This is a genomic window from Pseudomonas sp. NPDC096950, assembly GCF_044762525.1.
Classification (GTDB): Bacteria; Pseudomonadota; Gammaproteobacteria; order Pseudomonadales; family Pseudomonadaceae; genus Aquipseudomonas.
This window is the reverse complement of sequence record NZ_JBIWEL010000009.1, coordinates 105,875-127,065: the sequence shown is the minus strand read 5'-3', so window position 1 is coordinate 127,065 and position 21,191 is coordinate 105,875. Positions and strand designations below refer to the sequence as shown.

General features: G+C 60.1%; 21 protein-coding genes. 4 read left to right on the top strand and 17 right to left on the bottom strand.

Going from position 1 to position 21,191, the window contains the following annotated elements:
• Positions 1-41 precede the first annotated feature (41 nt).
• Together ACIQY3_RS16325 and ACIQY3_RS16320 are read right to left on the bottom strand one after the other, a co-directional pair.
• A complete protein-coding gene (locus ACIQY3_RS16325) occupies positions 42-2,186 on the bottom strand; it encodes a 3-hydroxyacyl-CoA dehydrogenase NAD-binding domain-containing protein (RefSeq protein ID WP_403021140.1) in 2,145 nt (714 codons plus the stop codon).
• Between the two features lie 24 nt (positions 2,187-2,210).
• Entirely contained in the window at positions 2,211-3,416 is a 1,206-nt protein-coding gene (locus ACIQY3_RS16320; RefSeq protein ID WP_403021138.1) for an acetyl-CoA C-acetyltransferase, read from the bottom strand.
• 596 nt (positions 3,417-4,012) lie between these two features.
• On the opposite strand from ACIQY3_RS16320, the gene ACIQY3_RS16315 reads away from it, so the two are divergent.
• The gene (locus ACIQY3_RS16315) at positions 4,013-4,834 is read left to right on the top strand and encodes a c-type cytochrome (protein ID WP_403021135.1); all 822 of its coding nucleotides are present in this window, start codon (positions 4,013-4,015) and stop codon (positions 4,832-4,834) included.
• A gap of 130 nt (positions 4,835-4,964) precedes the next feature.
• Here ACIQY3_RS16315 and ACIQY3_RS16310 read toward each other — a convergent pair whose 3' ends face one another.
• From ACIQY3_RS16310 to ACIQY3_RS16265, 10 genes are all read right to left on the bottom strand, one after another.
• Entirely contained in the window at positions 4,965-5,780 is an 816-nt protein-coding gene (locus ACIQY3_RS16310; protein WP_403021132.1) for a transglutaminase domain-containing protein, read from the bottom strand.
• On the bottom strand, positions 5,777-6,727 hold the full coding sequence (locus ACIQY3_RS16305; RefSeq protein WP_133836635.1) for an alpha-E domain-containing protein: 951 nt from the start codon (positions 6,725-6,727) through the stop codon (positions 5,777-5,779). The genes ACIQY3_RS16310 and ACIQY3_RS16305 overlap by 4 nt, the downstream gene beginning before the upstream one ends.
• Positions 6,728-6,739: 12 nt before the next feature.
• The gene (locus tag ACIQY3_RS16300) at positions 6,740-8,149 is read right to left on the bottom strand and encodes a circularly permuted type 2 ATP-grasp protein (RefSeq protein WP_403021130.1); all 1,410 of its coding nucleotides are present in this window, start codon (positions 8,147-8,149) and stop codon (positions 6,740-6,742) included.
• 440 nt (positions 8,150-8,589) lie between these two features.
• On the bottom strand, positions 8,590-8,931 hold the full coding sequence (locus ACIQY3_RS16295) for a ribonuclease E inhibitor RraB (RefSeq protein WP_054048564.1): 342 nt from the start codon (positions 8,929-8,931) through the stop codon (positions 8,590-8,592).
• Positions 8,932-9,145: 214 nt separating this feature from the next.
• Positions 9,146-9,379 carry a hypothetical protein gene (locus ACIQY3_RS16290; protein WP_054048566.1) on the bottom strand — a complete coding sequence of 78 codons (234 nt, stop codon included), beginning with the start codon at positions 9,377-9,379 and terminating at the stop codon, positions 9,146-9,148.
• 223 nt (positions 9,380-9,602) lie between these two features.
• Positions 9,603-10,478: a polyamine aminopropyltransferase gene (gene speE, locus ACIQY3_RS16285; RefSeq protein ID WP_133836632.1), complete on the bottom strand. Its 876-nt coding sequence runs from the start codon at positions 10,476-10,478 to the stop codon at positions 9,603-9,605.
• Between the two features lie 274 nt (positions 10,479-10,752).
• Positions 10,753-10,944: a PLDc N-terminal domain-containing protein gene (locus ACIQY3_RS16280; RefSeq protein WP_123403173.1), complete on the bottom strand. Its 192-nt coding sequence runs from the start codon at positions 10,942-10,944 to the stop codon at positions 10,753-10,755.
• A gap of 71 nt (positions 10,945-11,015) precedes the next feature.
• Positions 11,016-11,546: a hypothetical protein gene (locus tag ACIQY3_RS16275; protein WP_403021125.1), complete on the bottom strand. Its 531-nt coding sequence runs from the start codon at positions 11,544-11,546 to the stop codon at positions 11,016-11,018.
• 143 nt (positions 11,547-11,689) lie between these two features.
• The gene (locus tag ACIQY3_RS16270; protein WP_403021123.1) at positions 11,690-12,208 is read right to left on the bottom strand and encodes an ankyrin repeat domain-containing protein; all 519 of its coding nucleotides are present in this window, start codon (positions 12,206-12,208) and stop codon (positions 11,690-11,692) included.
• Positions 12,209-12,304: 96 nt separating this feature from the next.
• Positions 12,305-14,131 (bottom strand): long-chain-acyl-CoA synthetase, encoded by a 1,827-nt coding sequence (locus ACIQY3_RS16265; RefSeq protein WP_403021121.1) that lies wholly within the window; start codon positions 14,129-14,131, stop codon positions 12,305-12,307.
• Between the two features lie 343 nt (positions 14,132-14,474).
• Here ACIQY3_RS16265 and ACIQY3_RS16260 point away from each other — a divergent pair, with 343 nt between their 5' ends.
• Complete coding sequence (locus ACIQY3_RS16260) at positions 14,475-14,753, top strand: DUF3509 domain-containing protein (protein ID WP_054048577.1); 279 nt, start codon at positions 14,475-14,477, stop codon at positions 14,751-14,753.
• A 128-nt stretch (positions 14,754-14,881) separates the two neighbouring features.
• On the opposite strand, the gene mtnC is transcribed toward ACIQY3_RS16260, so the two are convergent.
• From mtnC to aroC, 5 genes are all read right to left on the bottom strand, one after another.
• Positions 14,882-15,565 carry an acireductone synthase gene (mtnC, locus tag ACIQY3_RS16255; protein ID WP_403021118.1) on the bottom strand — a complete coding sequence of 228 codons (684 nt, stop codon included), beginning with the start codon at positions 15,563-15,565 and terminating at the stop codon, positions 14,882-14,884.
• A gap of 4 nt (positions 15,566-15,569) precedes the next feature.
• Entirely contained in the window at positions 15,570-16,115 is a 546-nt protein-coding gene (locus ACIQY3_RS16250) for a 1,2-dihydroxy-3-keto-5-methylthiopentene dioxygenase (protein WP_403021116.1), read from the bottom strand.
• Between the two features lie 93 nt (positions 16,116-16,208).
• On the bottom strand, positions 16,209-16,835 hold the full coding sequence (locus tag ACIQY3_RS16245) for a methylthioribulose 1-phosphate dehydratase (RefSeq protein ID WP_403021113.1): 627 nt from the start codon (positions 16,833-16,835) through the stop codon (positions 16,209-16,211).
• A complete protein-coding gene (locus tag ACIQY3_RS16240; RefSeq protein ID WP_403021110.1) occupies positions 16,832-17,977 on the bottom strand; it encodes an MFS transporter in 1,146 nt (381 codons plus the stop codon). The genes ACIQY3_RS16245 and ACIQY3_RS16240 overlap by 4 nt, the downstream gene beginning before the upstream one ends.
• A 34-nt stretch (positions 17,978-18,011) precedes the next feature.
• On the bottom strand, positions 18,012-19,103 hold the full coding sequence (gene aroC, locus ACIQY3_RS16235) for a chorismate synthase (protein ID WP_130203669.1): 1,092 nt from the start codon (positions 19,101-19,103) through the stop codon (positions 18,012-18,014).
• 84 nt (positions 19,104-19,187) lie between these two features.
• On the opposite strand from aroC, the gene ACIQY3_RS16230 reads away from it, so the two are divergent.
• On the top strand, positions 19,188-20,186 hold the full coding sequence (locus tag ACIQY3_RS16230; protein WP_403021107.1) for an alpha/beta hydrolase: 999 nt from the start codon (positions 19,188-19,190) through the stop codon (positions 20,184-20,186).
• Between the two features lie 110 nt (positions 20,187-20,296).
• The gene (locus tag ACIQY3_RS16225) at positions 20,297-21,088 is read left to right on the top strand and encodes a hypothetical protein (RefSeq protein ID WP_403021105.1); all 792 of its coding nucleotides are present in this window, start codon (positions 20,297-20,299) and stop codon (positions 21,086-21,088) included.
• Positions 21,089-21,191 lie beyond the last annotated feature (103 nt).

Below are 21,191 nucleotides of genomic sequence, written 5' to 3'. Positions count from 1 at the left end.
ACACGGTGGCAAGGCAAGCCCCGGAATGCGTCATCGGTCCCTTAGAACGTCTCCCCTTTGGCGGCTTTCTCCAGCAGCAGCGCGGGCGGAGCGAAGCGTTCGCCATACTGCTCAGCCAGGTATTGGGCGCGGGCGACGAAGTCTTTCACGCCATATTGGTTGATGAATTGCAGCGCGCCACCAGTCCAGGCTGCGAAGCCGATGCCGAAGATCGAGCCGACGTTGGCGTCCGCCGTCGAGGTCAGCACGCCCTCCTCCACACAGCGCACGGTTTCGATGGCTTGCACGAACAACAGCCGATCGCGCACGTCCTTCGGCGAAATCTGCCCGTCGGCCTTCTCGAAACGGGTTTTCAGCTCCGGCCATAGATGTTTCTGCCCACCGGCCGGGTAATCGTAGAAACCACCGCCAGCCGCCTTGCCCGGACGCTTGTATTCGTTGAGCAGCAAGTCAATCACGGCGAACGCCGGGTGTTCTATCAGCGGTTTCCCTTCCGCTTGCAGGTCTTTGGCCGTTTGTTGACGGATATGGCTCATCAGGCTGAGGGAAACTTCGTCGGAGATCGCCAGAGGCCCGATGGGCATGCCGGCCTTGCGCGCTTCGGTCTCGATCATCGGCGCGCTCACACCTTCGCCGAGCATGGCGATCCCTTCATTGGTGAAGGTGCCGAACACCCGCGAGGTAAAGAAGCCGCGACTGTCGTTGACCACAATCGGGGTTTTCTTGATTTGCAGGACGAAATCGAAACCACGAGCCAGGGTTTCGTCGCTGGTGTTCGCGCCTTTGATGATTTCCACCAGCGCCATTTTCTCCACCGGACTGAAGAAATGCAGGCCGATGAACTTGCTCTGGTCCGGCACGGCGGTGGCCAGGCCGCTGATCGGCAAAGTCGAGGTATTGGAAGCGATCACCGCGTCCGCGCCGACAACTTTCTGCGCCGCCGCCGAGACGTTGGCTTTCAGTTCGCGATCTTCGAACACCGCTTCAATGATCAGGTCGCAACCGGCCAGATCCCCATCGCTTTCAGTGGTGTGAATCCGCGCCAGCACCGCGTCGCGCTGCTCGGCGCTCAACTGGCCACGGGAGACCTTCTTGTCCAGTAGCGCCGCCGAATGCGCCTTGCCCTTCTCCGCGGCTGCAAGGTTGACGTCCTTGAGCACCACGTCGATGCCCGCCGAAGCACTGACAAAGGCAATCCCGGCGCCCATCATTCCAGCGCCCAACACACCCACCCGGCGCGTGACATAAGGCGCAAAACCCTTCGGTCGCGAACCGCCGGCATTGATCTCATTGAGCTGGAACCAGAACGTACCGATCAGGTTTTTCGAGACCTGGCCGGTGGTCAATTCGGTGAAGTAACGGGTTTCAATGAGATGCGCCGTGGCGAAATCCACCTGGGCGCCTTCCACCGCCGCGCACAGGATTTTTTCCGGCGCCGGCATCGTGCCCTGGGTTTTAGTGCGCAGGATCGAGGGCGCGATGGCCAGCATCTGCGCGACTTTCGGGTTCGACGGTGTGCCGCCCGGAATCTGATAGCCCTTCACATCCCAACGCTGCACTGCGGTCGGATTGGCCAGAATCCACGCCCGCGACTTGGCCAGCAGCTCATGGTGATCCGCCGCCAGTTCATTGATCAAACCGGCCTGCAACGCCTGCTGCGGCCGGACTTTTTTGCCTTCAAGCAAGTACGGCAGGGCTTTCTCGATACCCAGCATGCGCACCATGCGCACCACCCCGCCGCCGCCCGGCAGCAGGCCGAGGGTCACTTCCGGCAGGCCGAGTTGCACCGACGGGTTGTCCAGCGCCACGCGGTGATGACAGGCCAAGCAGATTTCCCAACCGCCGCCCAACGCCGCGCCGTTGATTGCGGCGACCACCGGTTTGCCGAGGGTTTCCAGTGTGCGCAGTTGCCCCTTCAACGTCAGCACCATGTCGTAGAAGGCTTTGGCCTCGGGTTTGCCGACCTTGATCAGTTCATTGAGGTCGCCGCCGGCGAAGAAAGTCTTCTTGGCCGAGGTGATGATGACCCCGGCAATGCTGTCCTTTTCCGCGACCAATTGAGTGACGCGGGCGGCCATGGCCTCGCGGTACACCGCGTTCATGGTGTTGGCGCTCTGGCCCGGCATGTCGATGGTCAGGACGACGATCTGGTCCTGGCCTTTTTCGTAACGAATGGCTTCAGTCATGTCACAGTTCCTTGAAATCGGTGCTCAGAGGCGTTCGATGATGGTGGCAATGCCCATGCCGCCGCCGACACACAGGGTCGCGAGGCCATAGCGCAGGCGCCGGGTTTCCAGTTCATCGAGCAAGGTGCCGAGGATCGCGCAACCGGTGGCGCCCAGCGGGTGCCCCATGGCGATCGAGCCGCCGTTGACGTTGACCTTGTCCGGGTCGACGGCCATGTCCTTGATGAACTTCAACACCACCGAGGCGAACGCTTCGTTGACCTCGAACAAATCGATGTCTTCAACCCGCAACCCAGCCTTGGCCAAGGCCTTGCGGGTGGCCGGCGCCGGGCCGGTGAGCATGATGGTCGGATCGGTGCTGGTGACTGCCGTGGCGACGATTCGCGCCCGTGGTTGCAGGCCCAGCGCCCGGCCCTTGGCTTCTGAGCCGATCAGCATCAGTGCCGCGCCGTCGACGATGCCGGAGCTGTTGCCCGGCGTGTGTACGTGATTGATCCGCTCGATGTGGCTGTAAACCCGCAGCGCCGTGGCGTCGAAACCCATTTGCCCCATCATTTCGAAACTCGGCTTGAGTTTGCCCAGGCCTTCCAGGGTCGATTCGGCGCGGATGAACTCATCGTGATCGAGCAGGATGATGCCGTTCTGGTCCTGTACCGGCACCAGGGATTTGTTGAACGAACCGTCCGCGCGAGCCCGCGCGGCTTTTTGCTGGGAATGCAGCGCGTAGGCATCGACGTCCTGGCGGCTGAAGCCTTCAATCGTGGCGATCAGGTCGGCGCCCACGCCTTGGGGCGTGAAGTGGCTGTGCAGGTTGGTTTCCGGGTCCAGCGCCCAAGCCCCACCGTCGCTGCCCATGGGTACGCGAGACATCGACTCGACGCCACCGACCACCACCAGGTCTTCGAAACCGGAACGGACTTTCATCGCGCCGAGGTTAACCGCCTCCAAGCCCGAGGCGCAGAAGCGGTTGATCTGCAGACCCGCCACGCTGACATCCCAATCGGCGACCTGCGCCGCAGTCTTGGCGATGTCGGAGCCTTGATCGCCGATGGGCGTGACGCAGCCGAGCACCACGTCATCGACCTGGCTGGTGTCCAGGGACGTTCGCTGCTGCAACGCCGTCAGCAACCCGGCCACCAGGTTCACCGGTTTGACGCTGTGCAACGCGCCATCGGCCTTGCCTTTGCCGCGGGGCGTGCGTAACGCGTCGAAAATCAGAGCTTCGGTCATGTGGTCCTCGAACCTATGCAGGAGAAAATGCTGTGTTCTCACCTTAAGCCGAGCAGCGCCGGATTCAATGACCGCAATGCTCACGGACGTTGACGCTCACGCTCAGACGGACGGTAGTCAGCTATCGGATTAACCGATTCACGTGACGAAGCTGTCTAGCAAACGGGCGTCAAAGAAGCTGGCAATAGGCCTCATGCCTTTTTAAGAGCTTTTAACGTCATGACCATACGAAATGGATCTAAACCAAGTGTGACGCGGGCTCTAAGGTGAAGATGTACGAAGTTGTCGTCGGGTTTTGCCGAGGCACTCGTCTCACAGGAAGTGCAGCGCTTTGCCGTCATGGAGATATGCAGGCAAGCATCAGGAAATAACAAAAAAGGCGGTCAGCCATGTTCAAACATTCGAAAGTACGTCAAGCCGGACTCATCCTATTCGCCACTACGCTGTTGTTGATTTTGCCGAACCTGACCAAGGTGATCGGTTGATTCTCTGTAAAAGAAAGCAGCGCAAAGGTTTTATATCGCTTCGTTAAATATGTGACTGGCTCGCTACCCGGGCCAGTGTGGCTGTGCCAACCTTCACGGCACTTCCACGACATGGACGGCGATCACTTGAAAGCACTTTTTCTATTGGGGGCCCTGCTGGTCGGCTCGCCCCTGTATGCCGCGCAGCTGAACCTGGAGCTGGGCGCGAGCAGTCGCACCTGGCAAACCGAGGAATTGCTCAAGCACCCTCAGGTCCAGACCATCAGCATCTCCAACGACGTTTCCTATAAACGCGACATGAGTTATCGCGCCGTGCCGTTGGCTGCGTTGCTGACCGGCATCAAGCCTGACGACCACCTGCAAGCCGTGGCACTGGACGGTTTTGCCGCCGAACTGGCGGCGGCGCCGTTGCTCAATACCCAAGGCGCACAGGTCTGGCTGGCGATTGAAGACCCGGCCAACCCGTGGCCGCCACTGTCCGGGGGCAAGCACAGTGCCGGGCCGTTTTACTTGGTCTGGACCAATCCCCAGGCCGGTAATATCAGCCCCGAGCAATGGCCGTTCGAAGTCGCCAGCATCAAGCGCATGGCGCCCGTCGCCCAGCGCTTCCCTGCCCTGCTGCCCGATACTGCGTTGAAGGCGGACGATCCGGTGAACCAGGGCTTTGCCTTGTTCCAGAAGAATTGCCTGGCCTGCCATCGACTCAATGGCGCGGGCGATGCGCAGTTCGGGCCGGACCTGAATATCCCGTTCAACCCCACCGAGTATTTCGGCGCGGATTTCCTCAAGCGCTACATTCGTGATCCGCAGAGTTTGAGGCAGTGGCCGCAGGCGAAGATGCCCGCGTTTTCAGAGCAGGTATTGCCGGCGGGGGATCTGGATTTGTTGGTGGGGTATTTGAAGCATATGGCAGGGCGTAAGGTTAAGCCTTGAATGAAATTAGTTGATCGTTCCCACGCTCTGCGTAGGAATGCCTCAATGGACGCTCTGCGTCCGCTTTTTTGGACGCGGAGCGTCCCGGGCTGCATTCCCACGCAGAGCGTGGGAACGATCCGCGCGCGGGTTATTGCTGCTGGACTGAGATCACCGGCGCAAACACCGGCGTCGGCGATACAAACACCTTTGCATGCATCTGCTCGCAGCCACCGCCCCGACGCATCCCGCGCACCGGGCAGGCATCCAGGTAATCCAGGCCTACCGCCAGTTTCAAATGGCGCTCCGGCCGGGCCAATTGGTTCGTCACGTCAAAGCTGTACCACGCGTCATCCAGCCAGGCTTCGGCCCAGGCGTGGCTGGCCAGGTGTTCGCTGTTCTCACTATACAAATATCCCGACACATAACGCGCCGGAATGCCCAGGCTACGGGCGCAGGCGAGGAACGCATGGGTGTGGTCCTGGCAAACACCGGAGCGCCCGGCAAAGGCTTTGGCCGCGCTGGTGTCCACTTCGGTGGAGCCCGGCGTGTAGGTCATGTGCTGATTCAAGCCCTGCATCAAGTCAATCAGCGCGGTGCGATCCCGACGTTTTTTGCATTCCTTCTCCGCGAACGCACGCAAGGCTTCGTCGGCTTCCGTCAGGCGGGTGAAACGCAGGAACGGCAGCGCCGACTGGCTCTCATGCTCGGCTTCACTCAATTCATCGATATCGACCTGGCCACGGGCACCGATGATGATCGCTTCATGGGGCTCGTCCATGGTCAGCACATGCAGGATGTTGCCGAACGGATCGAGCTGCGCACGCACCGGGCGCGGCAGGTCGAGTTGCCAACTGAGCACATGCTGGCGCTCGCTGTCGTGGGGTGTCAGTCGCAAGTACTGGATGCTCGCCCGCACCTGATCTTCGTAGTGATAGGTGGTCTCGTGGCTAATGGAAAGTCTCATGCAGCCTCCAGGTAGGAACTGTGAATGGCGTTGCCCAACTGGCGCACCAGCGGGATGAACTCGGTCAGCCAGGCGTGCAGGCCTTCGTCGAGAATTTCGGAGATGCCGGTGTAGCGCAGGCGCGCGTCCATTTCCGCCGCCAGGCGTTGCGCGGGACGGCCGTTGGCCCCCGGCAACTGGGCGAGGATCTGGTCGATTTCTTCGGTGCAGGCGCGCAACGAACGCGGCACGTCGGCGCGCAGCAACAGCAATTCGGCGACATGCCGGGCGCCGGGCGCATCGCGGTAAATCTCGGTGTAGGCCTCGAAGGAGGACAACGCCCGCAGCAACGCGCTCCACTGGTAATAGGCGTGCGCCGTGCCATCGCTGACCGCTTCGGCCTGATCGCCGGCCATTTCGTAACGAGCGTCGAGCAGGCGCAAGGTGTTGTCGGCCCGTTCGATAAACGTGCCCAGTCGAATGAAACGAAACGCATCGTTACGCATGATGGTGCCGTAGGACGCGCCGCGAAACAGATGGGAACGTTCCTTGATCCACTCGCAGAAACGGCTCATGCCGTAACGACTCAAGCCCTGCTCCGCGATCCCGCGAATTTCCAACCAGGTGGCGTTGATGTTTTCCCACATGTCGGCGGTGATTCGCCCACGCACCGCATGGGCACTGGCCCGCGCCGAACCGAGGCAGCTGTAGATGCTCGCCGGGTTTGCCGCGTCCAAAGCGAAGAAATGCAGCAGCCGTTCGGCATGCAGTTCGCCGTGGCGCTCCAGGTAATCGTCCAGGGTGCCGGTGATCAGCAGCGGCATGGCGAGTTCGTGCAGACCGTCGCCACGGCCATCCTGCGGCATCAGCGACAGCGAATAACTGATGTCGAGCATCCGTGCGAGGTTTTCCGCCCGCTCCAGGTAACGCGACATCCAATACAAATCCGAGGCAGTTCTACTTAACATGGCAGGCTTCCTTCAATCCTCGACCACCCAGGTGTCCTTGGTGCCGCCGCCCTGGGAGGAATTCACCACCAGGGAGCCTTCACGCAGGGCAACACGGGTCAAACCACCGGGCACAACCCGGGTTTCGCGGCCAGACAATACAAACGGACGCAGGTCGATGTGGCGTGGCGCGATGCCGTTTTCGACAAAGGTCGGACAGGTCGACAGGGACAACGTCGGTTGCGCGATGTACGCGTGGGGCTTGGCTTTGATCCGTGCGCGGAACGACTCGATTTCCGCCGCCGTCGCCGCCGGCCCCACCAGCATTCCGTAACCGCCGGAGCCCTGGGTTTCCTTGACCACCAGGTCGGGGAGATTGGCCAGGACGTGGGACAGTTCTGAAGGGTTGCGACACTGGAACGTCGGCACGTTCTTCAGGATCGGCTCTTCATCCAAGTAGAAACGGATCATGTCGGTCACGAACGGATACACCGATTTGTCGTCCGCGACCCCGGTGCCGATGGCATTCGCCAGCACTACGTTGCCGGAGCGATAGGACGACAGCAGCCCCGGCACGCCGAGCATCGAGTCCGGGTTGAACGCCAGCGGATCGAGGAACGCATCGTCGAGGCGACGATAGATCACGTCCACGGCTTTCGGCCCATCCGTGGTGCGCATGAACACCTTGTCGTCGCGCACGAACAGGTCCGCGCCTTCCACCAGTTCCACACCCATTTCCCGCGCCAGAAAGGCGTGCTCGAAAAACGCGCTGTTGAAACGGCCAGGGGTCAGCACCACCACGCTCGGGTTATCGATCGGGCTGGAGCTTTTCAGGGTGTCGAGCAACAGGTTCGGGTAGTGATCGATGGGCGCAATGCGTTGCGCCGAGAACAACTCGGGGAACAGGCGCATCATCATCTTGCGGTCTTCGAGCATGTAGCTCACGCCGCTCGGTGTTCGCAGATTGTCTTCGAGCACGTAGTACGTGCCGTCGCCATCGCGCACCAGATCGACGCCAGAGATGTGGGAATAGATATCCCGGTGCAGATCCAGCCCTTGCATCGCCAACTGGTATTGCTCGTTGGCCAGCACTTGCTCGGCCGGGATGATGCCGGCCTTGATGATGCGCTGCTCGTGATAGAGGTCGGCGAGGAACATGTTCAACGCCTTGACCCGCTGGATGCAGCCGCGTTCGACGATCCGCCATTCGCTGGCGGGGATGCTGCGGGGAATGGTGTCGAAGGGAATCAGGCGCTCTGTCCCCTGCTCATCACCGTAGAGCGTGAAGGTAATCCCGGCACGATGGAACAGCAGATCGGCCTCGCGTCGCCGTTGTGCCAAAAGCTCGTCAGGCGTTTCGGCCAGCCAACGGGCAAACTCCCGATAATGCGGGCGGACCAGGCCGCCGGCATCGTACATTTCATCAAAATAGGTGCGGATCATGCCGTACTCCTTGTCACCCGGACATCTAGGCTTCGCAAGGCCCGTGCCATCGGCATAAACGCTTTGATTTCAATCAGTTGGATAATCGCCCCAAAAGCACCGCACCAATCCTGTGCGGCAAACGCCCCAACCCGATCGCCCCCGCTTCATTGCGAAGCAATGTTGTCGCCTATCACCAGCATAGTCAGAGTTGATTTCACTGCCCGGGAGTTGGTGCGGATAATCGGCGCATTCGTTTCAAAACCTCTCGAACTTCCCTTTGGCCGCCTGTTCAGGCGGCTTTTTTTTGGGTTTTTGAAACGTTGTGAATCAAAAGCAAGATCAAAAGATCGCAGCCTCGTTTCACTCGACAGCTCCTACAGGGGGTTGGGTAAATCGTAAAAACGAAAACGGCCAACCCGAAGGTCAGCCGTTAGTGAATGTTGTCGCTGTTCATAGTGTTATGCGAGTAGCCCTCGTACCTCCTGTTTGACGCCCCATCCTTCGATGATCCCGCCCAGAGGTTCGACCACGGCCTCGAAGTCCTGCTCAAAGTCGCCGATGCCGTCGTAGGTGGCGTACATCACTTTGCTCAGTTCCAGATGCCACGCGCCGTCGTCGCGCACGCTGATCTGGGCATTCAAGGATTCACCACAAAAATGACCTGCTGCCCTGCGTGCCCGCTCCTCGTCCGGGAAAATCGCGTAGAACTCGATGGGATGGAATCTTGAAAAGTCGAAACCGCCTTCCTTCATGCGGCGCAGTACGCTGGTACTGATGTCTTCTTGATAGGCTGTGCTCATGAATCGTCCTCCTAAAACCATATGGATAGACTTTCCGTACTCCCGACGCCCGCAACCGATTGGTGGAGGCGATACGGCAACCAGGTTGCCGCCGGGGTTTAAGCATGTAGCTGACAAGACCAGACCTTAGCGATCCGTTCGCTGATCTCGCTTGCAGAGTAGCCCCAAGTCGGAGCTGCTGCCAAGGTCTGGATGTGAATGAGACAGGTGAGGTTCAGACAGGAGTAATGCCGAGGATTTGAATGCTGTTCTGGGTCTTGAGACTTTTTACGCTGGCGTCATCGGTTCGCCCTTCCAGATCGTTCAGATCCAGTTCGGCAGCGACTGGCAGGAGCCGGGCCTTGATGAGTTTGGCCGCGTGCTCGTTATCCGGGCACTCGTCGCACTCAAAGACTTCATCGAGCGTTTCGCCGTGATCATCCACGAAAGTGATCTTCCACTTTTGCATCAGTGCCTCCTCGATCAAACCCGCAAATGGGCTTACAACTATCTGGACTTTTGGCCTGACTGATCGTTCCAACGAATTACCTGATACACCCTCTAAAAAACACCACGCCCCATTGCGGGAGCGGGCTTGCTCGCGACGGCGTCGTGTCAGTCGACATTAATATTGACTGACACACCGCTTTCGCGAGCAAGCCCGCTCCCACAAGTAGGTTGTGGATAACTTTTTAGTCGTTACTTGGCTTGTTGATCGCGTTCAGCACGTATTGCGGCATGGCGAAGGCACCGATGTGGATTTCCGGGTTGTAGTAGCGGGTGATGATGCCGCTGCCGGCGAAGCGCTGTTGCAGGGTTTCCCGGGACAACTTGCGGTAAGCAGTGTTGGTCGCGCCCCAGGCGAACGTCATCGCGCCGCCGATGTAGGTCGGCACGGCCGCCTGATAGAAGTGCCAGTCCGGGAACAGGCTGCGCAGGCGCCCGGCGGTGGTCTGCACTTCGCCCAGCTGCATGAACGGCGTGCCGTTCTGGGTCACCAGGATGCCGCCTTCGTTCAGGCAGCGGTGGCAGGCCTGGTAGAAGTTTTCCGAGAACAGCACTTCGCCCGGACCGATCGGGTCGGTGGAGTCGGAAATGATCACGTCGAATTTTTCGGTGGTGGTGGCGACGAAACGCATGCCGTCGTCGATCACCAGGTTCAGCCGTGGGTCGTCGTACGCCCCCTTGGAGTGGTTCGGCAGGAACTCTTTGCACATGTCGACCACGGTGCCGTCGATCTCGACCATGGTTATGTGCTCGACGCTGCCGTGCTTGGCCACTTCACGCAGCATGCCACCGTCGCCACCGCCGATGATCAGCACACGCTTGGCGGAGCCATGGGCGAGGATCGGCACGTGGGTGAGCATCTCGTGGTAGATGAATTCGTCGGCTTCGGTGGTCTGGATCACACCGTCCAGCGCCATGACCCGGCCCATGCGCGGGTTTTCGAAGATCACCAGGTGTTGGTGCTCGGTGCGCACTTCGTGCAGCAGTTTTTCCATGCGAAAACGCTGGCCGTAGCCTTCGTAGAGGGTTTCCAGGTATTCGCTGGTCTTGGTGGTGGTCATGGGAAGTGCTCCGATGAATGCGGCGGCAACGGACGGTTACCCGCCCATGATGGCCAATCGAAAGGCTCGATTGCCCGGGAAAGGCGCGCATTCTACGTTGCGGAACATGACAGGTCGAACGTCACTTGCTGACACGCCACAATCCCCTTGTGGGAGCGGGCTTGCTCGCGAAGGCGGCTTATCATTCAACATCACAGTTGACTGACACTCCGCTTTCGCGAGCAAGCCCGCTCCCACAGGTTCTGTGTTCCTACAGGTAAACAGGATTCACCTGTCAGATGCGGACATTACCCCGTGGCCCGGCGATGGCCCAGATGATCAGGCCCAGTACCGGCAGCAGCAGGATCAGCAGCACCCAGATGATTTTCATCCCGGTTTCGGCGCCACTTTTCAGCACGTTGATGATGGCCCAGATGTCCAGGGCAAGAATGATCAGGCCAACCAGACCGTTAAAACTGGAACCCATGGTGTCGCTCCCAAGATAGTGGCATGCAGTCTTAGGATAGTCGGCCCCTGCAAGGGTTCCGTTTTATTCCATTAAACGTGGATCGCCACTTTCAGGGCTTCCAGGGAAGGTGCGGCGGCGATGCCGACCTCGGCGCACAGTTCGAGTACGCGGGGCACGTCGTTACCGTAGACCAGCACCACTTGCAGTTCATCGTCGAGCAACTGGCTGAAGTTCAGCAGCGTGTAACCGCCGTTTTCCTTGTTCATGCTGCCCATCTGCACCTGGATGCGATTGAGCGCGGTCAGGGCTTCGGTCTTGGCCAGTTGCTTGGGCTTGATGTTGAAATCAACACCCGGGCCGAACGAGGCAACGATTTGCGCGAACAGATCCACGTAGGTGTCGGCCTGGAACAGCACGGTTTCCGGCAGGCTGCCCACCACGACCCATTCCCCCAACGGCATCGGGAAGGTGTCGTCGTAGTTGATGTCCGGATTGGCTGTCAGAAAAGCCTGCGGATCAGCGTAGGCCTGGGCCGCTTCGTCAGCGATCTTCAGGATTTCGTCATCGCCCATGCACCCGGAGCTGATTTTGCTGATGAGTTCGACGAGTGCGGTTTTCATGGGGATGGATCCTGTAGCGAGGGAAATTTTAGGGCGCGAAGGATAACCCATTGATCGCGTTTGGCCCATTCGCGAGCAAGCCCGCTCCCACAGGGAAACGCATTTCCAAATGTGGGAGCGGGCTTGCTCGCGAAGACGGACTATCAGCCCATCAGTTTCTCAAGCTGAGCAGTGGTATCCACGGCCCCCATGGTCTTCGCCGCATCCAGCGCAGTCACGCCATTGGCGTCCTTGGCTTTCGGGTCGGCGCCTTTGCTGATCAGGTAGTCGACGATTTCAACGCGGTTGAACATCGCCGCCATCATCAGCGCAGTGCGGCCATCGAACGACGAACCTTCCACTTGCGCCCCGCCGTCGACCAGCGCCTTGACCACCGCCAGGTCGCCCTTGAACGCGGCGCCGGCAATCGGGCTCTGGCCGTTGTCGTTGCGGATTTCCGGGTCAGCCTTGTGTTCCAGCAATACTTTCACGGTTTCCACGTGGCCGTGGTACGCGGCGAGCATCAGCAAGGTGTCGCCCTTGTGGTTGCGCAGGTTCGGCGGCAGGCCTTTGGTCAGCAGCGCAGCCATCATGGCGGCGTCGCCCTCGCGCGCTTTGTTGAACACCTGTTCGGCGAATTCGGCAGCTTCTTCGGGCGTCATCTGGCGGCTTTGGTCTGACATGGGAGACTCTCTATTCGGTCAATCGGAAAGTCGACAGTTTCCCGAGCGCCCCGGCGCCTGTCACTCCTTTTTTCTCATGGGCAGCCATAGCCAGATTCAATAACGGTACTTGCCCGCGTGAATATCCGCCAGCACTTCCCCCGTGACTTGTACGTAGGTCTGGGTGCCCGGCAGCCAGGCGTAGATCGGGTCATCGCCGGTCTTGCCGGGGTCGAAGGCTTCGTCCTTGAGGCGGGTCTTCTGGTATTTGAAAGTCCCAGTAGTCTCCATTTTTACTTTCACTCGAAGGAACAACGGCACGGCATAGACCGGCATTTGCTGGCGGGCAAAACTCAGCAATTCACTGAAATCCAGGGTCGCCAGGGATTCGGCAGGGGTAATCGCTGCCATTCCGGCGCGGCCATTGGTGTTGCGAATCTCCACGCCGTAGGCCACCGCCTCGCAAATATTCGGATGCTTCAACAGAATGTTTTCAACCTCGGTGGTGGAGACGTTCTCGCCCTTCCAGCGGTAGGTGTCGCCCAAACGATCGACAAATTGCGCATGACCGAAGCCGATATTGCGCAGCAAGTCACCGGTGTTGAAGTAGCGGTCGCCCTTGGCGAACACGTCGTGGAGCACGACCTTCTCGGTTTTCTGCGGATCGGTGTAGCCGTCCAGCGGTGCCTTGTCGTCGATTTTCGCCAGCAACAAGCCCTGCCCGCCCTTGGCGACTTTGCTCATCAAACCCTTGGCGTTGCGAATCGGCGCGCCGCTGTCGTGGTCGTACGCCACCAGCTCCCAGGACATCAGGGAAAAACCAATGGTGTTGTCGAAGTTGAGGATGTTGGTGAACCCGATGTTGCCGTCGCTGGCCGCGTAGAGCTCGCAAATGTGGCTCACCCCAAAGCGCGTCTTGAACTCACGCCAGGCACCGGGGCGCAGGCCATTGCCGATCATCTTGGTCACGCCGTGCTTGCTGTCGTCGGCACTGACCGGTTGATCCACCAGGTAGCGGCACAATTCGCCGACGTAACCGAGGGTGGTCGCCTGGTATTTGCGCACGTCGTTCCAGAACTGACTGGCGCTGAACTTGCGGCGGATGGCAAACCCCGAGGCGCCGCTGATGGCCGAGCCCCAGCACACGCAAAGCCCGGTGGCGTGGTAGAGCGGCAAGGTGCAATAGACGACGTCTTGCGGCTGCATATCCAGGGCGATCATGCCGAAACTGGCAGCGCTGCGCATCCAGCGCCCGTGTTTGAACACGCCAGCCTTGGGCAACCCGGTGGTGCCGGAGGTGTAGATATAGAAACAGGTGTCGTCGAAAAACACCTGCTGGCTGCTGGCCGGGTTGTCGTCGGGGGCGTCGGCGCAGGCCATCATCAGGTTGACGAAACGATCGGGCGAAATGCCCGGATAGCTGAACGTATCGCGATCCGCCACGAACCAGGTGCGCGTCGCCGGGATTGAAACCCGCTCGCGTACCGCCGAAAACGCCGGCACCAGCTCTTCGCCGACGATGATCGCCACCGGCGCCACCAGATTCAGGCTGTGGGCCAGGGTATCGCGGGTTTGCGAGGTATTGAGCAAGGCGCTGATCGCCCCGACCTTGGCCACCGCCAGGATCGTGACCAGCAATTCCGGGCGGTTCTCGATGAAGATCGCCACCACGTCGCCCTTGCCGATGCCTTGGCTGATCAGGTGATGGGCGATGCGATTGGCCCACTGATTGACCTGTGTGTAGGTCAGCAACACCTCGTCTTGCAGCAAGGCAAGGCCATCGGGATTGCGCAATGTCGCCTGTTCAAAGCTCCAGCCGAGGCCACACGGTTGGGTCGGGTCCTTGACGTTGGCGACCTTCATGCCTTTCACCACGCGGGGAATGGCTTTGGCGATGGTCGGCAGTTTGCGGAGCATCATGCCCCAGGTAATCGTGTCGCTCATGGTAGCTCCCGGTCGATCTTCTTATTGTCGGGCGGCGTTGATTGAGCCCGAAAATACGTCAGCCGTTCTGGAGCTGTACACGCGGTTTTTGCAATGTTTTGTATCCGCCTTTGAGACCCGCGCAAACGCGAACCCTGGCCGTGTCATTCGTTCCATCGAATTACGCCCGACCTCGCAAAATGCAGGATGCACGATGGCCATTCATGCAGATTGCACGAAAGCAAAAAACCGACATATAAATAACTTATTGATTTATAACAACTTTTAAAAATTCAGGTGCTGGCACAATCGCTGCAACTACCTCTCCATGCTTGCTAATTAAGCGCTAACGGAGCTGATAGACATGAGCCTGATCCAAGAAAAATTTACCTCGCTGTTCTCCAACTTCGACGTGACCACCCAGGCACGCCCTGACGGTGGCATCCTGCTGACACTGCGCAGCACCGAAGGCAAAGTGTTTAAACGCTCGATTTCCTACCAGCAATTGCATGCTGGCGATCAGCTGTCGTGGGTGATCAGCGCCATCCGCCGTGACCTGGCCGAACAGGCCAGCGAGCTGCCGCAGATCTCTATGCTGCAAAGCCAGCAACGGTTTGCGCTGCCGACTTATCACTCGGCGTAAATCGTTCGACGCTGTAAACAAACTTGTGGGAGCGGGCTTGCTCGCGAAGGCGGTGTATCAGTCGACTGAGATATTGACTGAGACACTGCTTTCGCGAGCAAGCCCGCTCCCACAGGGTTATGCGGGGTTTAGAAAGTAGATGGGTTGATTCGCGCGAAGCTGTCTACGGTCACATGCCCCGCCAACTCACCACCCTCTCGCGCCAACCCGCAAGTCGCCATGCCCGCCGTGCGCGCCGCGTCGAGTTCTTCGACGATGTCGGACAGGAACAGAATCTGCGCAGGTTCCAGCCCAATCGCCTGAGTAATCCGCGCGTAAGACTGCGCCTCACGCTTCGGCCCCGACGTGGTGTCAAAGTAACCGCTGAACAGCGGCGACAAATCCCCCGCGTCCGAGCAACCGAAGATCAGTTTCTGCGCCTGGATCGAGCCCGAGGAATACACAAACAGTTGATAACCGTCCTGATGCCAGCGCTTGAGCGCGTCAACGGCGTCCGGGTAAACGTGGCCTTTCAACTGCCCCGCCTGATAACCCTGCGCCCAGACCATGCCTTGCAACGCCTTGAGCGGCGTGGCCTTGCGGTCTTCGGCGATCCAGCCCAAAAGAATTTCGATGGCCCGCTCAACGTTTGCCTCGGGTTCATTGCTGTCCCGGCGCACGACGTCCAGTTGCTCGGCAACGCCCGCCCGTGCGGCGTGCTGGCGTACAAAATCCGGCAGGTGCTTGGCCGCATAAGGGAACAATACGTCGAATACAAAACTCACCGCGCTGGTGGTGCCTTCGATGTCGGTGAGAATCGCTTTGATCGGCATCGGCTCAGTCCTCCAGGCGCGGGAAGCGGCTGGCGATGTCTTCGCCGGTAAAGTTGGCGACCCAGCCTTCCGGGTTGTTGAACAGGCGGATCGCGACGAAATGCGGATGCTCGCCCATGTCGAACCAGTGCGGCGTGCCGGCCGGCACCGAGATCAGGTCGTTTTTCTCGCAGAGCACGGCGTAGACGTAATCGTCGATGTGCAGGGTAAACAGCCCACGACCAGCGACGAAAAATCGTACTTCGTCCTCGCCATGCCGATGTTCATCGAGGAACTTGGCGCGCAGTTCGGCTTTTTGCGGGTGATCGCTGTTCAGGCTGATGACATCGACCGTAACGTAGCCACGCTCGGTCATCAGCTTGTCGATTTGTTCCTGGTACGCGGCGATCACTTCTTCCTGGCTGGCGCCGGGCTGGATTTTCGCGGTGGCTTGCCAGCGGTCGAAGCGCACACCCTGTTCGGCCAGGGTCGAGGCGATGTCTTCGAAGTGGGTCAGGACCTTGTTCGGTATTTCCGGGCTTGATACGTGATAAACGGACAGGCTGCTCATGGGGCAATTCCTCGGTATCGGCCGCGCCTTCCGGTTCTTTCAGACCGGTCAGGCCAGGCATTTCATCAGGCAAATGGGCTACTTCTGGTGAAGTCAGCCTTGGCGGTTCATGACGCTGCGGGTCTTCAACTCGCACTCGAACAAAAATTCAAAGGCCTCGATCTGCCGCAGTGCGTCGCTCATGCGGGCGCCCCAGGTGTAGAGGCCGTGGCCGCGAATCAGGTAGCCGACGCAATCGGGATGGGCGTCCAGCCAAGGCTGCACCTTGGCGGCCAGGCGCGCAATATCCTGGTCATTGTCGAAAATCGGCACCCGCACCCGGGACTCGTGGGTGGACACGCCACTGAAGGCTTTTTGCAATTCGTAGTCTTCGAATTCAATGAAATCCTCCGGCGTCAGGCGTGACAACACCGTGGCATTCACCGAATGGGTGTGCAGCACGGCGCCGATCTCCGGGCGCCAGCTATACAGCTGAGTGTGCAGCAGGGTTTCGGCGGACGGCTTTTTGCCCGGTTCCAGGCTGTTGCCCGACAGGTCGGTGGCCAGCACATCATCGAGGCCCAACTGGCCTTTGTGCTTGCCGGAAACGGTCAGCAGCGCTTCGGTCGGCGACAGGCGCGTCGAATAGTTGCTGCTGGTGGCCGGCGACCAGCCGCGACCATACAAAAATCGCCCGGCGTCGATGATTTCCTGGGCGAGGTGTTCTCGGGTAAGGCTCATGGCCGGTCCTCTTGCATACGTGTGGCAATGATAACGGCAGCCGCGAAGGCTGCGAGGCTGGCGATACTAAAGGTCAATGTGGCGCCGAGGGCATTCCAGCTGTATCCGGAATACAACGCGCCGAGCGCGCCGCCGGTGCCGGCCAGTGCTGCGTACAACGCCTGGCCCTGGCCTTGCTGGCGCGCGCCGAAACTACGTTGCACGAACTGGATGGCAGCCGCGTGAAAGCTGCCGAAGGTGGCGGCGTGCAACACCTGCGCGAACAGCAGCACCCACAAAAATTCAGCAAACGAACCTAGCAGCAACCAGCGCAGGGCCGCCAGCAGAAAACTCGCCAGCAACACCCGGCGTACCGAGAAGCGCGCCAGGATTTTGCTCATGGCCAGGAACATCAGGACTTCAGCCACCACACCCACGGCCCAGAGCATGCCGATCACGCCACGGCTGTAACCGAGACGCTCAAGGTGCAGGGTCAGGAAGGTGTAATACGGACCGTGGCTCATCTGCATCAGCGCGACACAACCGTAAAACGCCAATACGCCAGGGCTGCGCAGTTGCTTGAGGAAGCCCTCCCCCGTCACCCGCTCACTCTGGATCGGTTGCGCGTTCGGCACCCACAGGCTGCTGACGACGATCCCGGCCATGATCAGCACCAGCGCTACCGGATACACATCCAGGCTCAGCCATTCAAAGACCCGCCCGAGCGCGACCACGGTGATGATGAAACCGATGGAGCCCCACAAACGGATCTGGCTGTAACGGGAGGTCTGGCCCTTCAAGTGCGCCAGGGTGATGACTTCGAACTGCGGCAGCACTGCGTGCCAGAAGAACGCGTGCAGGGCCATGACCATCGCCAGCCAGGCGTAGGTTTTGCTGACGAAAATCAGCGAGAACGTCAGCAGCGTGCACACCGCGCCGAAGCGCACGATGGCCAGGCGCCGACCGGTGTAGTCTCCGAGCCAGCCCCAGATGTTCGGCGCCACGCAGCGCATCAGCATCGGGATCGCCACCAGTTCACCGATGCGCGCGCTGGAAAAGCCCAGGTGATCGAAGTACAGCGCCAGGAATGGCGCTGTTGATCCGAGCAAGGCGAAATAGAACAGATAGAAACTGGAAAGCCGCCAGTACGGGAGCGCCGCCACAGTCCTCAGACCAAAGCGGCTGTGAGGTCAGCCATTAAAGCTGACCCAACACCGGCGTGCTCACACGCACATCGGCGTTCTGCCCACGGTGACGCAGCAGGTGATCCATCAGCACGATGGCCATCATCGCTTCGGCAATCGGCGTGGCACGGATGCCAACGCACGGGTCATGACGGCCCTTGGTGATCACGTCCACCGGGTTGCCGTGGATGTCGATGGAGCGGCCCGGCGTGGTGATGCTCGACGTTGGCTTCAGCGCCAGATGCGCGACGATCGGCTGACCCGACGAGATCCCGCCGAGAATGCCGCCGGCGTTGTTGCTGAGGAAACCTTCCGGGGTCATTTCATCGCGGTGTTCGGTGCCGCGCTGGGCGACGCTGGCGAAACCGGCGCCGATTTCCACGCCTTTCACCGCGTTGATGCTCATCAGCGCGTGGGCCAGTTCAGCATCGAGACGGTCGAAGATCGGCTCGCCGAGGCCAGGCATTACGCCTTCCGCAACGACAGTGATCTTCGCGCCGACCGAATCCTGGTCGCGGCGCAACTGGTCCATATAGGCTTCCAGTTCCGGCACCTTGTCCGGGTCGGGGCTGAAGAACGCGTTTTCTTCCACCGAATCCCAGGTCTTGAACGGGATTTCAATCGGGCCGAGCTGGCTCATGTAGCCCCGAATGACGATGCCCTGGGTCGCCAGGTATTTCTTGGCAATCGCCCCCGCCGCCACGCGCATCGCGGTTTCCCGCGCCGAGCTGCGACCGCCGCCGCGGTAATCGCGTTCGCCGTATTTGTGGTGGTAGGTGTAGTCGGCGTGGGCCGGGCGGAACAGATCCTTGATCGCCGAGTAGTCCTTGGACTTCTGGTCGGTGTTGCGGATCAACAGACCGATGGCGCAACCGGTGGTGCGGCCTTCGAACACGCCGCTGAGGATTTCGACTTCGTCGGCTTCCTGGCGCTGGGTGGTGTGGCGGCTGGTGCCGGGTTTGCGGCGGTCAAGGTCACGCTGCAGATCCTCCAGGGAAATCTCCAGACCCGGCGGGCAGCCGTCGACAATGGCGACCAACGCCGGACCATGGCTTTCGCCAGCGGTGGTGACAGTGAACAGCTTGCCGTAGGTATTGCCGGACATGCGGGACGCTCCGTGAAATCGAACCTGAATACGTAATGCGCGCCAGTATACGCAGGCTATCCAAGTAGTTCATCCTCGAACCTTATGGGTGCCCGCGAGTCCAACCGGCACCTTATTCATGATGGCGTGATGATGCTGCGAGTTCTAGCCTTGAGCCTTACCCTGTTTACCGGCTTCGTTCAGGCAACTGTCCTACAACGACCGATCAGTTTGGATACCGGCACCGGAGAGCTTTTCGGCTCCTTGTTGCTGCCTAAATCCGACGCGCCCGTGCCGGTTGTCTTGATCATTTCCGGCTCCGGTCCTACGGATCGCGACGGAAACAACCCCGATGGCGGACGCAACGACAGCCTCAAGCGTCTGGCCTGGGTGTTGGCGAAACACAACATCGCCAGCGTGCGCTACGACAAACGCGGTGTGGCGGCGAGCCTGGCCGCAACCCCGGACGAGCGCAATCTGTCGGTGGAAGCCTATGTCGCCGACGCCGAGGCCTGGAGCCAGAAACTCAAGGCCGACCCGCGTTTCGGCAAACTGATTCTGCTGGGCCACAGCGAAGGCGCGCTGATTGCCACGCTGGCGGCGCCGAGCGTCGATGCGGCGGCGGTGATTTCCATGTCCGGCAGCGCCCGGCCTGTGGATGAAGTGCTGCGCCAGCAATTGAGCAACCGCCTGCCACCACCGTTGATGCTGCGCAGCAATGAACTGCTCGACAGCCTCAAGGCCGGCCATACCGATGACAACGTGCCGCCGCAGTTGCAGGTGATTTTCCGCCCGAGCGTGCAGCCGTACCTGATTTCACTGTTCCGCCAGGATCCGGCGGCCGCGTTCGCCAAATTGAAGATGCCGGCGCTGATCATCCAGGGCACCAGCGATATCCAGGTCGGTGTCGGCGACGCCAAGCTGCTGAAAGCCGCCAAACCGGACGCCGAACTCGCGGTGATCGAGGGTATGAACCACGTGATGCGCATCGTGCCCAACGATGTGAAGCGGCAATTGGCCTCCTATAAGGACCCGAATTTGCCCCTGGCCGCCGAACTCGGTACGCGAATCCTCGGGTTTATTGACGGACTTCGCTCCAGTTAAGCGCTGTTTAAGCGCTATTTGCCCTCCAGTCTTGAACAAAACGGCCGATAAGCCTTTGTCGCCAGCGCTATGACTGGCGGCAAGCAGCGCTTGGACAGGACCTCGCCGTTATGACTGATACCCCGACTTCACCCGACACCACCGCTGAAAAAGACACACCGCCAGTGGTCGAGCTGCCGTGGGCGGACGTCCACGTCGAGCACCACAAGATGCTCCGTCTGGCGCCGCTGCAGACCGACCGCAACACCGGCGGACGGCCATTGCGCTTCGTCGAGTTCGGTTACGCCGAGCGCAACGACAAGCAGCGCAGCCTGATGCGCATGACCCTCTCGCTGCCCGGCCAACGGGTGCGCAAGGAACAGAATCATCTGGACGTCTGGGTCGATCACGAAACCAAACGCGTGCATTTCGGCCCTGCCAGCGGTTTGCAGATTGAGCCGATGAACCGTGGTATCGGGCGCTATCTGGCCGCTCAAGGCATTACCTGGGCGAAAAAGCGCTGGCCCGCGTATACCGTCGACGGCTGCGACCTGAACAACAAGGATGCGCTGAACGAAGACACACGCCTGCGTCGCGATCACTTTTTGCGGGTGCATGGTTTTGATGTGGTGTACGCCGATGCCCAGCATTTGAAGGGCAGCGTCAAAGAAGTGAAGGTCGGCGATCTGTCCGCGGACTGGAATCGCGAAAAACTGCAACAGGTGGAAATTCTCGAAGCCGCGCAGATGCTGCAGCAGGCCGAGCAAAACCTGGCCGAGCAGGAAGTGAAGCTCAAGAAACACGAAGAAAAGGTCAGCAAGTACAAGCGCGAAGACGCCGGGTTGCGTTTTACGATTACGTGCCTGGTGGCATTTGCGGTGTTTCAGGCGGGGTTGTTGATCTGGATTGCTACACACCGGTAACCGATCATTCCCACGCTCTGCGTGAGAATGCAGCCCCGGACGCTCCGCGTCCCTTTTCGAAGCGGTCGCGGAGCGTCCATTGAGACATTCCCACGCAGAGCGT